General features: G+C 54.4%; 11 protein-coding genes. 7 read left to right on the forward strand and 4 right to left on the reverse strand.

Features of this window, described 5'->3' with window-relative positions; all coding sequences use genetic code 11:
• The first annotated feature begins 1 nt into the window (after nt 1).
• The 5 genes from HEQ18_RS12360 to HEQ18_RS12380 all read left to right on the forward strand — a co-directional run bounded on the left by HEQ18_RS12360 (nt 2) and on the right by HEQ18_RS12380 (nt 8,698).
• A complete protein-coding gene (locus HEQ18_RS12360; protein WP_432814937.1) occupies nt 2–1,132 on the forward strand; it encodes an AraC family transcriptional regulator ligand-binding domain-containing protein in 1,131 nt (376 codons plus the stop codon).
• 438 nt (nt 1,133–1,570) lie between these two features.
• Nucleotides 1,571–4,324 (forward strand): class I SAM-dependent DNA methyltransferase, encoded by a 2,754-nt coding sequence (locus tag HEQ18_RS12365; protein ID WP_432814938.1) that lies wholly within the window; start codon nt 1,571–1,573, stop codon nt 4,322–4,324.
• 300 nt (nt 4,325–4,624) lie between these two features.
• The gene (rhuM, locus tag HEQ18_RS12370; protein WP_432814939.1) at nt 4,625–5,401 is read left to right on the forward strand and encodes a RhuM family protein; all 777 of its coding nucleotides are present in this window, start codon (nt 4,625–4,627) and stop codon (nt 5,399–5,401) included.
• Complete coding sequence (locus tag HEQ18_RS12375) at nt 5,398–7,518, forward strand: DEAD/DEAH box helicase (RefSeq protein WP_432814940.1); 2,121 nt, start codon at nt 5,398–5,400, stop codon at nt 7,516–7,518. The genes rhuM and HEQ18_RS12375 overlap by 4 nt, the downstream gene beginning before the upstream one ends.
• The gene (locus tag HEQ18_RS12380) at nt 7,511–8,698 is read left to right on the forward strand and encodes a GIY-YIG nuclease family protein (RefSeq protein WP_432814941.1); all 1,188 of its coding nucleotides are present in this window, start codon (nt 7,511–7,513) and stop codon (nt 8,696–8,698) included. The genes HEQ18_RS12375 and HEQ18_RS12380 overlap by 8 nt, the downstream gene beginning before the upstream one ends.
• A 116-nt stretch (nt 8,699–8,814) precedes the next feature.
• Here HEQ18_RS12380 and HEQ18_RS12385 read toward each other — a convergent pair.
• A protein-coding gene (locus HEQ18_RS12385) for an IS630 family transposase (protein ID WP_432814187.1) occupies nt 8,815–9,878 on the reverse strand; the annotation gives its coding sequence in 2 pieces (ribosomal slippage) (nt 8,815–9,384 and nt 9,387–9,878; 1,062 coding nt in all).
• Between the two features lie 142 nt (nt 9,879–10,020).
• On the opposite strand from HEQ18_RS12385, the gene HEQ18_RS12390 reads away from it, so the two are divergent.
• The gene (locus HEQ18_RS12390) at nt 10,021–10,890 is read left to right on the forward strand and encodes a hypothetical protein (RefSeq protein ID WP_432814942.1); all 870 of its coding nucleotides are present in this window, start codon (nt 10,021–10,023) and stop codon (nt 10,888–10,890) included.
• Between the two features lie 489 nt (nt 10,891–11,379).
• On the opposite strand, the gene HEQ18_RS12395 is transcribed toward HEQ18_RS12390, so the two are convergent.
• The 3 genes from HEQ18_RS12395 to HEQ18_RS12405 form a co-directional block, all read right to left on the reverse strand.
• Nucleotides 11,380–11,895 carry an SCO family protein gene (locus HEQ18_RS12395; RefSeq protein WP_432814943.1) on the reverse strand — a complete coding sequence of 172 codons (516 nt, stop codon included), beginning with the start codon at nt 11,893–11,895 and terminating at the stop codon, nt 11,380–11,382.
• An 86-nt stretch (nt 11,896–11,981) separates the two neighbouring features.
• A complete protein-coding gene (locus tag HEQ18_RS12400; RefSeq protein ID WP_432814944.1) occupies nt 11,982–12,446 on the reverse strand; it encodes a copper chaperone PCu(A)C in 465 nt (154 codons plus the stop codon).
• A 124-nt stretch (nt 12,447–12,570) separates the two neighbouring features.
• Nucleotides 12,571–12,846 (reverse strand): hypothetical protein, encoded by a 276-nt coding sequence (locus tag HEQ18_RS12405; RefSeq protein WP_432814945.1) that lies wholly within the window; start codon nt 12,844–12,846, stop codon nt 12,571–12,573.
• Between the two features lie 46 nt (nt 12,847–12,892).
• Here HEQ18_RS12405 and HEQ18_RS12410 point away from each other — a divergent pair, with 46 nt between their 5' ends.
• Entirely contained in the window at nt 12,893–14,116 is a 1,224-nt protein-coding gene (locus tag HEQ18_RS12410; RefSeq protein ID WP_432814241.1) for an IS256 family transposase, read from the forward strand.
• Nucleotides 14,117–14,140 lie beyond the last annotated feature (24 nt).

Genomic DNA, 14,140 nt, shown 5'->3' on the forward strand with positions numbered 1-14,140 from the left:
GATGGAAAATCAATGCCGCAAGCCGCGGGCGAAAACTGGCTTGCGTTGGAATGCGTTGCGTGTTGAACCCTGTCATATCGCCAAAGGGAGACATCCGATTTATTACGGGATCGACGATCTGCTGCAGAATGGAAAGGCTATCCCGCCCGACACAATGTCGGCAAGTCTTGCCGCCCGGATATTGCGTGCCGCAGTTGCAGAGGGTGCGAACAAGCGAGAGCTTATCTGCGCCATTGGCCTTGATGAAACAAGGCTGCGCAATCCCTTAAGCCGGATTTCCGCGCCAGTCGCGTTGCGTTATTTTAAAACATTGCAGACCTATTTTAACGATCCAGCGGTGCACCTGCGGCTTGGCGACAAGGCCGCGATGCAGAACTTCTCTGACTTTGGCTATGTCACGCGTCTCGAACTCGATCTTGCCTCAGTGATTCGGGCGCATGTGCGTATTCAACCGCTGCGGCAGAATATGGTGCGGACGACCTTCCACTCAGATGGCAAGCCACCGTTTTTTATCTGGGAATACGCACCCGACCGCGTGCAGAGTTACGCCAGTTTTGTCGAGTGTTCGGTTATGGCCTTCGCGCGTTTGTCGCGGCAGGTGCTCAACGAACCACCTCTGCTTCAGGCGGTGCATTTTCAGCATCAGCCCCAATTTGGCACGGCTATTTATGACGCTGCTTTTGGTTGTCCGGTAGAATTCGGAATGCCGCAAACGCGTTTGGAAATCGCAGGGCGTCAGGTATTTCGTCCGTCACCGTTCGCCAATCAGGCGCTGCTTGATGCAGAGTCGCAACGGTATGAGCTTCCGGCCAAGTGGATGTTTGCAGGCAAAACCCAATTGGCCTTCAGCTATTTCTATCTGACAAGTGAGTTAGACAAGTCACCGCCGACGTTGGACCGAATGGCCGCGTCCTTTGGCATGAGCGAACGGACACTGCGGCGTAAACTGGTGGAGGAAGGCCTGTCCTTCCGGGATCTGCTTCGCCTTGTCCGTAAGGATATGTGCCAACTATATTTCATGGAAGACACCCGCTCACTTGGCGAGATCGCCTTGTTGCTCGGCTATAGCGATTTAAGCGCATTTACGCGGGCGCATAAAAACTGGACCGGAAGCTCCCCAAGCCGACGTTAAGCGGCAGCGAGTGTACCGGTTAAACCTGGGTCCTGACCCTCAGAACGCTCAGGAATGAAGACATCGCCAAGGAAAATATGGTGGGCGTAGCAAGGATTGAACTTGCGACCCCTGCGATGTCAACACAGTGCTTCGGGCGCAATTTGGCCAAAATGCGTCATTTTTTGAATTTTTTGACCGGAACAAGTCACGAACAAAATGCCATTCTGTGTCTATTTCACCGGAGTTACACCGGACGCTTGGGTGCGGCTTTGCGGATGTAAAGATGTCATTTCGGTGTTCGCCGCATCCACCTTTCGCAACGCGCACTAGGTTTTCAGAACTCGGTGACAATCGCATCGCGTTCGGCTAATCATTAACGATCTCTGGGCGCAACTTTGCGTATCCTGGAAATCGCGAACCGAAAGCATCTCATTTGGTGCAGGAAAATATAGTAGAATGAATGCTGTAGAAATTGAAGAAGCAGTGTCGGAACTTGCGAGCCAGCCCTTTGATCGGGCCGAATTCGCTTATCAATTTCTAGCAGCGTTCGGAAACAAGGACACCACCATAAAGCGCCTTCGCGGTGTGCGTGGTTCCGGGGGTGGTTCCAACGCGTCGGATGTTGCTGGCGGCATTCTCCAGCGTAATAATATTCACTTGGCGACCTGCGCAGCGGGTGAGGTCGATTCGACGTTGAAGGCGTTGCGCGACAGTCCGAAAACGGCGTCAGCCAAGGCCAAATTCATCCTCGCCACCGATGGCGAGACGCTACAGGCGGAGGACGTCACCAGCGACGATCCGCCCATCGCGTGCGAATATGCCAAGTTTCCTGATCATTTCGGGTTCTTCCTGCCGCTCGCAGGCATCACCACCGTCAAGCAAATCCGCGAAAGTTCATTCGACATTCGGGCCACGGGGCGGCTTAACAAGCTCTATGTCGAACTGCTGAAAGACAACCCCGAATGGGCGAGCCCCGAGCGCCGCCCCGACATGAACCATTTTATGGCGCGGCTGATCTTCTGCTTTTTCGCGGAGGACACTGACATCTTCAACGGCACCGGCCTGTTCACGGCAGAAGTGCAGAAAATGTCCGAAGCGGACAGCTCGAACACGCACGAGGTCATCAGCCATATATTCTTGGCGATGAATACGCCGACGCGGCATGATGGGAAGCCTGACAACCGCTATCGGGAAGCGGCGGGAATCCGTTTGTGGGCCAACAGGTTCCCCTATGTGAACGGCGGCCTGTTTTCCGGCAGCACCGAAGTGCCGCGTTTCAGCAAGATTGCGCGGTCCTATTTGATCAACATCGGCAGCCTCGATTGGAAAAAGATCAACCCCGACATTTTCGGCAGCATGATCCAAGCCGTTGCCGATGATGAGGAGCGCGGCGCTCTGGGTATGCACTACACCAGTGTCCCGAATATCCTGAAGGTTCTCAATCCGCTTTTCCTCGATGATCTGCGCGCGCAGTTGGCGGAAGCGGGCGACAATGGGCGCAAGCTGCTGAACCTGCGCAACCGTATGGCGAAAATTCGCGTGTTTGATCCAGCATGTGGCAGCGGCAATTTCCTTGTCATCGCTTACAAGGAAATGCGCGCGATTGAGGCGGTGATCAATGCGCGTCGCGGGGAGGAAGACCGGCGCAGCGACATTCCGCTGACAAACTATCGCGGCATTGAGCTACGGGATTTCCCGGCGGAGATTGCAAGGCTCGCGCTGATTATTGCTGAGTATCAGTGTGACGTTTTATACCGTGGACAGAAGGAGGCGCTCGCCGAGTTTCTTCCGCTTGATGCACAGAACTGGATTACGTGCGGCAACGCCTTGCGCTTGAACTGGCTGAGTATCTGCCCGCCAACCGGCACGGGTATGAAAATTCACGGCGATGACCTGTTTAATACGCCGCTTGATCAGGCACAGATCGACTTCGAGAATGAGGGTGGAGAGACATATATCTGCGGTAATCCGCCATATAAAGGTGCTCGGAAGCAAGAGCCGCCTGAGAAGGCAGATCTTGATAGGGTCTTCTTGGGGCACGCCGATTTCAAAGACGCCGATTACGTGACCGGTTGGTTTCTCAAAGCCTCAGAATATTGCACAAGGACTAAAGCTAAATTTGCGCTAGTTGCTACTAGTTCGGTTTGCCAAGGCGAGCAGGTTCAGTTTTTGTGGCCGAGAATATGGGGAAACGGACAAGAGATATTTTTTGCACATCCTCCGTTTAAGTGGGCAAATAACGCGGCGCATAATGCAGGCGTCTTCGTAGTGATTACAGGCATCCGCAAACGTGAAAATGGCGCAAAACTGATATTTGAAGAACTTCAAAAACGAGAAGTTGAAAATATTTCGCCGTATCTTACCAACGGGCCTGACACGGTGGTCAAGTCGGCTGACAAATCCATATCTCCATCCCTTCCAAAAATGATCATGGGCAACATGGCACGAGACGATGGGAACCTCATATTGAGCCGCGAACAGGCTAGGCAACTCATCACTTTAAACCCAGAAGCAAAGCCATTCTTATTGCCTCTGGTTGGGACCAAGGAGATCATCGACGGCCTGCCGAGGTTTGCTTTGCATTTGGACAATAGCAGCGAGAAAACTTGGTCCAACATCGCACCGATTGCCAGTCGCGTTAAGGCTGTCAAAAAATTTCGCCAAGATTCAAAAGCAAAGACTACTAATGGATATGCGGCTATTCCCCACCGCTTTGCCCAATATTGTCATCGTCATGCAACTGCCTTGGCTCTTCCATCTGTTTCGCCGGAGGAGCGCGCATATGTGACACCAATTATGATCCCAGCAGGGGTTATGGTCACAAATCTTGCGTATCTAATCTACAGCTTCAGCGTTGATCAATTTGCTCTACTATCTTCTCGAATGCATACGGTGTGGATCAAAGCTGTTTCTGGTCGGCTTGGCGAGGGCGTTCGTTACACCCCGACCATTAGCTATCACACATTTCCTATTCCTCTGCTCACGAATCAGGCGAAGGCCGACCTTACTCGCTGCGCCGAGGACATCTTGCTCGCGCGCGAGCATTATTTCCCCGCCACCATCGCCGATATGTATGACCCCGAGCGCATGGGCACAGAGTTTCCCCGCGTCCGTGCCGCGCATGAGGCCGAACGACGAGGTGCTGGAAGCGCATCTATATCGGACGTCAGGATTCAAGAACGATACCGAACGGCTAGAAAAGCTGTTTGAACTCTACACCAAGATGACCAAGCCCAAGGTGGCGGCATGACCGATCCCGAACAAAATCTGATTATTTACAACAGCAAGGATGGCAAGGCAGTCGGTCGCCCTGTTTGCGCGGGACGGCAATGTGTGGATGAACCAAAGCCAGCTAGCCGAACTTTTTGCCACCTCCAAACAAAATATCAGTCCTTCATATATCGAACATATTGAAAGATAACGAGTTATTGAGAAATTCAGTTGTCAAGGATTTCTTGACAACTGCGGCGGACGGCAAAAATTATCCGAATCACCTTCTATGCAATCGACATGGTTTTGGCGATTGGTTTCCGCGTCAGAAGCCCGCGCGGCACCGAATTTCGGAAATGGGCCAATGCCAACCTAAAGCAATACCTCATCAAAGGTTTTGTGATGGACGATGAGCGCCTGAAAAATGGTGGGGGCCGGGCCGATTATTTCGACGAATTGCTGGAACGCATTCGCGACATTCGGGCTTCCGAATTGCGGTTCTATCAAAAGGTGCGCGACCTGTTGGCTTTGTCATCCGATTATGATGCGAGCGACAAAGCCACCCAGATGTTTTTCGCCGAAACGCAGAATAAACTGCTGTTTGCCGTTACGGGTAAAACGGCGGCGGAAATTATTATGGCGCGGGCCGATGCGAACGCCCCCAATATGAACCTTACCGCATGGAAGGGATCTGTCGTTCGCAAAGGGGACATTATCACGGCCAAAAATTACCTGAATGCCGATGAAGTCGATAGTTTGAACCGCCTTACCATTATCTTTTTGGAAACTGCCGAATTGCGGGTGAAAGACCGAAAGGATCTAACGCTTTCCTATTGGCGTGCAAATGTCGATAGGCTTTTGGAGTTCAATGATAAGCCTGTCCTACGGACAGCAGGGCAGATTAGTCATGCGCAAATGGAGGCAAAAGTCGTTAGCATTTATCAAGAATTTGACGCGCGACGTAAAAAAGAGAATGCGGCCAAGGCTGATGAAGATGACATGCGTGAATTGAACCAAATCGAAGACAGTTTGAAATCCTCACGCAAGCCGATAAAGAATAAGCAGGGGGATGAATGATGACCACCGCAAAGCCCATCCCCGCCGTTTCCTTTACCACGGCCCGCACCGGTGCATCGGCCAAACCCAATGAAATGGGTATGCGTCAGATGCAGGAGCGCGCCTATGCCAAGCGCGGTGAGCAATATCTTTTGATCAAATCGCCGCCCGCATCGGGCAAATCACGCGCGCTGATGTTCATCGCGCTCGACAAGCTGCACAATCAGGGCGTCAAACAGGCGATCATCGTCGTGCCGGAAAAGAGCATCGGCGGCAGCTTTGCCGATGAGCCGCTTTCAAAGTTCGGCTTCTGGGCGGACTGGGCGGTGAAACCGCAATGGAATCTGTGCAACGCACCTGGCCCCGATGAGGAGCGGGTTGACCCATCCAAGGTGCGCGCTGTGGGCCAGTTCCTCGCCAGCGATGACAGGGTGCTGGTTTGCACACATGCGTCATTCCGCTTTGCGGTTGAGCAGCTTGGGATCGAGGCGTTCGACAACCGCCTGATCGCGGTGGACGAGTTCCACCACGTTTCCGCCAGTGCCGACAACAAGCTGGGCAGCCAGCTTGGCGACTTCATCCACCGTGACAAGGTGCATCTTGTCGCCATGACGGGCAGCTATTTCCGGGGCGATGCCGTTCCCGTGTTGATGCCCGAGGATGAGGCAAAGTTCGAGACTGTCACCTACACCTATTATGAGCAGCTCAATGGCTATGAGCATTTGAAATCGCTCAACATCGGCTATTTTTTCTACTCAGGCCGCTATCTCGGCGCGATTGAGGCCGTGCTTGATCCGTCGCGCAAAACCATTGTGCATATTCCTTCGGTCAACAGCCGAGAAAGCACGAAGGACAAGATCAAGGAAGTCGAAGAGATCATGGAATATCTCGGTGACTGGAAAGGCGCCGATCCCGTGACTGGCTTCCATCTGGTCGAGCTGCCCGCCGATGAAAATGGGAAAGTCCGCACGATCAAGATTGCCGACCTTGTGGACGACAGCGATCATGTGAAGCGCGCGAAAATTCTCGCGGCGCTCAAAGACCCCGCGCACAAGAATGACCGCGACCATGTGGACATCATCATCGCGCTTGGCATGGCGAAGGAAGGCTTCGACTGGATTTGGTGCGAACATGCGCTGACGGTCGGCTACCGCTCCAGCTTGACCGAGATCATTCAGATCATCGGCCGCGCAACCCGTGACGCGCCGGGCAAGGAAGTCGCGAGCTTCACCAATTTGATCGCCGAGCCCGATGCTTCCGAAGCCGCCGTGGTCGATGCGATCAACGATACGCTGAAAGCTATCGCAGCAAGCTTGCTCATGGAGCAGGTGCTTGCCCCGCGTTTCAATTTCACGCCGAAGGACAACGGACCGATTGACGATTTCGATTACGGGCCGGGTGGGTATCAGGAAGGCCAAACCAACGTCGGCTTCAACGAAGATCGCGGCCAGTTCCATTTCGAGATCAAGGGGCTTGTTACGCCCAAGAGTCCCGAGGCAACCCGCATTTGCGCCGAGGATTTGAACGAAGTCATCACCGCATTCGTGCAGGATAAGTCCGCTCTTGAGCGCGGTTTGTTCGATGGTGCGCACGTTGGCGGCGAGACATTGGCGGAAGAACTGACCCAGCTCAAAATGGGCAAAATCGTGCGGGATCGTTACCCTGAATTATCGGGCGAAGATCAGGAAGCGGTCCGCCAGCACGCGGTTGCCGCGTTGAACCTGACCCAGAAGGCCAAGCAGCTTGCGGGGGGCAGCGATGCTGGAGCAGACGACCTTGATGATGGGGAGGCGCGCTCCAACACAGCGTTGATCGAGGGCGTTCGCAAATTCGCCATTGAGGTGAAAGACCTCGACATCGACCTGATCGACCGGATCAATCCGTTCGAGGCAGCCTATTCCGTTCTCGCCAAGGCGATGAACGAGGGGACGTTGAAGCAGGTTGCCGCCGTTATCGGCAAACGCAAGGTCAGCATCCCCTATGACGAAGCGCGCGACTTGGCCGTCCGCGCATTGCAGTGGAAGAAGGAACGCGGACGCGCGCCCGAGATCACATCGCAAGATCCGTGGGAAAAGCGCCTTGCCGAAGGCGTTGCCGCCCTCGCGAAATTCACGGCGCAGAAGGCCGCCAATGGTTGAGCTGACCGACGACGAATTGCTCGCAGAACTCGGCGTCGCCGTCGAAGCGAAGCCTGCGCGCGCTTACACGCCGCAGCAGGAAAGGATCATCGCGGGCTTTGAGGACATTCTCAAATTCCACGATGAGCATGGCCGCGCGCCGCAGCACGGTGAGCAGCGCGACATATTCGAGCGACTTTATGCAGTGAGGCTCGATCGCCTGCGCGAGCTTGCGGATTGCCGTTCGCTGTTGGCGGGCCTGGACAAGCACGGTTTGCTTGAGGCGAATACGGATGCCAGCCACATCGTTCCCGATGCGCTGGACGATGATGCGCTGCTCGCTGAACTCGGAATTGATCCAGATGGCGATAATGACATCACGCAGCTCCGTCATGTGCAAACGCGCGAAGAGCGCCGCGCCGCTGAAGAGATTGCCCTTCGCGAAGTTTGCGTGGATTTTGAAGCGTTCAAGCCTCTGTTCGCGGCCGTCAAGGATGATCTTGACAAGGGCCATCGTGAAACACGCGAGTTTCAGCGTACTGCTGAAATCAAGCAGGGCGAGTTCTTCATCGTTGGCGGCCAGATTGCCTATGTGGCCGAAATTGGCGAGGAGTTCGTCACCGAATATGACCGGAAAGACCGCCGGACTCGCATCATCTATGACAATGGCACTGAAGGCAAAGTATTGGCTCGGTCGTTGCAAAAGGCATTATATCGCGATGGGGCGGGCCGTCGCATTACCAACCCGTCTGCTGGTCCACTTTTCGCCAATGAATCCGACGAAGACGACTCCGAAAGCGGAACAATTTATGTCCTGCGGAGCAAGTCCGACCATCGCCAGATCACGCAGCACCGTGATTTGATCCACAAGATCGGCGTGACGGGTGGCAGCGTCACGGCGCGCATTGCATCAGCGGAGAACGACGCAACCTATTTGCTGGCCGGCGTCGAGATCATCGCGGAATACAAGCTGTTCAACATTAACCGAACAAAGCTGGAAAAGCTGATCCACCGATTTTTCGCTGACGCTGCTTACGATATCCAAATTACGGATCGCTTTGGTAAGCTTGTTCGACCCCGTGAATGGTTTCTTGTCCCGCTCCATGTGATAGACGAGGCTGTTGAACGGATCAAAAACGGCACGATTACGGAATTTCGGTATGATCCAACAACGGCGACTATCGAAAAGGTGGTGCTGTGATCATCCGGTAGCTCGACATTGAGAATTTTCGAGGGATCAAAAGTCCGTCGCTTCGGCTGGACGAAACGGCCACCATTTTCAGCCCGCACCGCACCGGTAATACCAACCTGCAATGATCATAACCCACTGGCCCATTTGCGGTGCCCGATGGTCATAATGCGCCAAGGCTGATCTATGAGTTTGTTCCACGCCTCGCAGCAGAGGTCGACGATATTGTCGTGGGAAGTGAACACCCGGTTGGAGAGCCAGTTGTCGCGCATGAACTGCCAGATATTCTCAACCGGGTTGAGTTCAGGACATTTGGCCGGGAGCGCTATGATGCTGATATTGTCAGGCACGTCCAGCTTGTCAGTCATATGCCAACCGGCTTGATCCATCAGTATAACAGCGTGAGCGCCAGGAGCGACGGCGAGCGCTATTTCTGTCAGATGGAGCGTCATGGTTTCGGTATTGCAGAACGGCAGCACCAGCCCCGCGCCCTTGCCGTGCTCCGGGCAGATCGCGCCGAAGATATAGACCGATTTAGTTCGCTGATCTTTGGGTGCCGATGGCCGCGTCCCGCGACGGGCCCAGCGCCGCGTGATCTTGTTCTTCTGCCCGATCCGCGCTTCGTCCTGAAACCAGATCTCTATCGGCGTGCCCTTCGGGAGAGATCTTCTGACCTTTGCCAGCTCGGCGGCAAAGCCCCCTTTTTAAAGGCCTCCATCGCAAGCTCGTTTTGCGCGTGGTGGCGAGGCCGTGCCGTTAGTTTGACATAACCCAGTCTCTTCAGTTCACGCCCGACGGTCGTTGTATCAAGCGAGACCGCAAATTCGTCATAAAGCCACCGGGTCAAATCAATCAGTCGCCAGCGAACAACGCCATGGATCGAGGGGATCGGGCCGGACTCGACCATTTCGACAAGCGCACGGCGCTGGGCATCATTGAGCAGCGATTGTCTTCCAGGCGCTTTGCCATCTAGCAGCCCATCAGGACCACGCGCATTAAAGCGAAGCACCCAGTCACGCACAATCTGCAAGCCAACACCGCCGATCCGCGCCGCCGTTGTCCGGCGGCCGCCGTCATAAATCTCAGCCAATGCCAAAAGCCGCCGCGCCTGGTTCGCACTTTTCGACTTCCGCGCCAGTCGCCTCAAGGCAGTGCCGTCAAAATCATCCCGCAAGCTAATCGCTGATCCCATGTCACGTCCTCCAAATGAAGAGCAACATAGAATCAGACTTTCCACCGTTTGGGAATCCCAAATCTGAGTCAGCCTCAGCGCAGCTTGGTATTACTCCTCAGGCGGCAATCCGGCAGCAGATAGCGTTCATGAACTTGTCCGCGTGCAGCAGAATGCCAAAAAAGATAATTCTGCTGGCAATCGCTTGAGCGAATTGGAGGAAAAGTCTCAAGAACGGACCGCTCCGCCCGACGAGCAAAATCACTTGCCGACACTGACACCAAATGGTGCAGCTGTCATAAGTGACGCTACTAGGAAGTCTGTCGATCCTATGATTGATGAATTGCGCATGCCGCAGGCCCCTCGCGACACTCTAATTCCGACAGAAACAATTAAAGCTACTTTTCCTCCTGCACCGCAGCCGGCAGCTGCCGTCTTACCGAGCCATCTTATAAAAGAGTGGGATCAGCTCGGTCTCAATGAACTTGAAACGTTCGACAAAATAGAAATGGCTGGCTATAGCCTTGTCTCTATTAACGGGGTTGTGTCTTTTGCAAGGCCAGAAGCAGTAACTGAAATCGAACGCCTCTGTCTTAGCGCTTTTCCGAAGTCCGCAAAAGCTCTCTTCGTTCGTCATGAGGCAGATAGAGCTGCCAAAACGGATCTGCTCAACACCCCGCCCGCGTCCACCGCGACCAGTCCATTTAAATTGTCCGACTTTAGATCCAAAGACGTTCCTACAATTTCTACACGAAAAGATTCCGAGCAAAAAGATAGCGGTAAGCTCAGTGCTACTATGGTAGCAACGGCGCAATCAACAGTCGATGGGCATGACTCGCTGATCCATCGCTTCGAAAACGCCCAAAATGACAAAGAGCGCTACGAAGTTGCAGCGTTGATTCGAGCCGACAAAATTGCTCTAGAACGATTGGTTCTACGTAATGACCCGAACTGGGTCACCGTTGATAGACAATACAAAAATCGGCAGCAAATTGCGGGAGCATTGAGAAGAGACGAAGGATTAGGAGGTTAGGAAATGGGGCCAACAGCCATTAGCCGCTCACTCTGCCGACTAATTCCGAGTTCATCTGTTTTTGAAAATCAATTCAATCGAATTACGGATTGATTATGCACACCCGCAATTTTGTTATGTCCTGAATGGCATTATCATCCGATATTTTTCGGAAAGCTGCCCTTCGTTCAGCCTGTGAACCAACGGCAGCTAGCGAGCGCTTGAACTTGTTGCACGTATGGCTGGAATGTTGTGGGAAGCGGACGGTTCGCTTTTGGGTTCGTAACTGGCCAAAGCAGACATTCAAGGGAGCTAGCGGGCATGACGGCTTCGCGCCCAGTTGCCGCCGTTTTAAGCGCTACCTGGCTGACCCAAAACAGACATTACATCGGCAAAGACTGGTGCAGCGGGGTGAAGCCACGCAAGAGTTAATAATCGGCAATGGATCATGGCCTTACTGCCCCCCCATTCATTCTAAACTGGTTTCGGCAACGCTGGTGAAACTGGCGTTCAGTTGGTCACCAGTTGTTCAAGCTTTTCCAAAGCTACTTTGGGATCTTCGTGATTGTCGATTGTTGAGACTAACTCACCGTTGCGGTCCATGAGGAAAATGGAAGCGGTATGGTCGATCGTAAAATCTCCACCTGGCAGCGGAACTTTTTCGACATAGACACCATATGACTTGGCAACTTTCGCGATCTGCTGATCTGAGCCGGTTAGCCCAATGATTGGTGTGCCGAACAGGTCGACATAATCGCCCACTGTCTTGGGGCTATCGTGCTCGGGATCGACAGATACGAATACGATCTCAAACTTGTTGCCGTCAGGGCCAAGTTTTTCACGGAGGCGGGCCATCAGATTGAGCGATGTTGGGCAAACGTCAGGGCAGCGCGTGAAACCAAAGAAAATGGCGAACGGCTTCCCTTTGAGCTTGGCCTCGGAGAACGGCTGACCGTTTCGATCAGTCAATGCGAAATGACCGCCGAAAGCTCTCTCATAACCGGAGTTTTCAGGAGCTTCCGACATACGGTAGAGCCCATAACCGACACTGAGCGCGCATGCTGCCCAGACCGCTATCCACAACCCGCGCCGGGCCTTAGCCAGTCGTAACGTCACTTGCTTCCTCCCATTGGCACGGGGGCAGTCATCGCCTGCACCTTGAACTGAGCCGTCATCGAGCCGGCATGACGGAACTTAAGCGTAACCGGCACGCTCGTCCCGGGCCGCAAAGGCTTCTTCAAGCCGATGAACATGATGTGCAAGCCACGGGGCTTTAGCTCTACTTTGCCCTTGGCAGGAATTGACAGCCCGTCGGTCAGCTGCCGCATGCGCATCACGCCGCCATCCATAGACATCGTATGGATCTGAACCTCATGGGAGGCAGGCGAAGATGCTGAGACCAGCTGATCCTCACGCTGACCATTGTTGACGATCGTCATAAAACCGCCGCCAGCAGCTTGGCCTTCAACAGTCTCACGTGCCCAAGGTTTCTCGATGCTAATCGAGCGCGGCGCAGCTTGAGCGGCAACCGCAATTGCAGCAACCAAGACCGCTCCGTGAAGAAGATAGGGTTTCATTTTTCATGTCCTTTACCGGTATTAATTATGCTGATCGATGGGCCGCCATCATGGCCGCAAACGAAGCCATGATGGCAGGCCTGTCAAATATTCGCCCTTGCGCGGAATTGAGATGGCTACCTGCCTAAACATCTTCTGAATGGGGCTTGTCGCTCGGCATGCCGAGCCATCGCGCGACGTTTGCCATTCGACTAATGATTAAGAACTCGACAAGCCACATAGCCAGCAGCGATGCAGCCAGCAGCGGCAAGAAGGCGGCGAGCAAAAAGACCAGTGTCGCAACGCCCTTGAGCTTGGTTGGTGACGTCGCCACAGGCGGTGCTCCAAGCTGCCCTTGGGGTTTGCGCCGTCGCCACATGACGAAGCCAGTGACCGATAGCGTTATGAGCGGCCCTGTCATTAATTTCGTGTGTGGGCGGGCATAATGGGTAAGAAGGAGACCTACTATGTCACGACGCAAAGAGCCTGTGATCCCGGCTGAGTTATTGGATCGTCTTTTGGCTGGCACGGATGCTGCTTCTGCATTGGATCAGGGCGGATTGCTTGATTCTTTGAAGAAGGCGTTGGCCGAACGTGCGCTGGGTGCTGAGATGGATTATCATCTGGGCAGCGACGATCAGGCAGGCAACAGCCGCAATGGCTATGGCCGCAAGACCGTGATTACCGATACCGGCAAGATCGATATCGACGTGCCGCGGGACCGTTCCGGCAGCTTCGATCCGCAGCTGATCGCCAAGTATCAGCGCCGCTTTCCCGGCTTTGACGATAAGATTATCTCAATGTATGCGCGCGGCATGAGCACGCGCGAGATCACCGGGCATCTGCGCGAGCTTTATGCCATAGACGTATCGCCTGACCTGATATCGACCGTCACCGACGCGATATTGGATGAGGTTGCCGCCTGGCAGCAGCGCCCGCTTGATCCGGCCTATCCGCTGGTGTTCTTCGACGCCATCCGTGTCAAAATCCGCGACGAAGGCATGGTCCGCAGCAAGGCGATCCACATTGCCCTTGGCGTCCGCGCTGACGGTCGCAAGGAGGTTCTGGGGCTGTGGATCGAGCAGAATGAAGGGGCCAAGTTCTGGCTTCGCGTCATGAACGAGCTCAAGAACCGGGGCGTCGATGATATCATGCTGGCCGTGGTCGACGGCCTCAAAGGCTTCCCCGACGCCATCACCGCCGTGTTCCCCGAAGCTGTGGTTCAGACCTGTATCGTGCATCTGCTGCGCAACTCTATGGACTTTGTGTCCTGGAAAGACCGAAAGCCGCTGGCAACCGCACTGAAGAGCATTTACCGCGCCGTCGATGCCAAAGCCGCCGAAGAGGCACTCACCGCCTTCGAGACCAGCGAATGGGGCATGCGTTACCCCGCCATCGGCCAAAGTTGGCGGCGGGCATGGGCTGAGGTCATTCCGTTCTTCGCCTTCCCCGAGGAAGTGCGCCGGATCATCTACACCACCAATGCCATCGAAGCGCTGAACTCAAAGCTGCGGCGGGCGGTCAGAGCCAGAGGGCACTTCCCCAGCGACGAGGCTGCAACCAAACTGCTTTATCTGATCTTGAACCGATCGGAAAAAGAGTGGAAGATGCCGCCACGCGAGTGGACCATGGCAAAGGCCCAGTTCGCCGTAATATTCGGCGAACGGTTCATCAAAGCCATGGCGGCATAATGTTCAACCGCCCGCCCACACACG

This window comes from Sphingorhabdus sp. (assembly GCF_050921905.1).
Lineage (GTDB): Bacteria > Pseudomonadota > Alphaproteobacteria > Sphingomonadales > Sphingomonadaceae > Sphingorhabdus_B.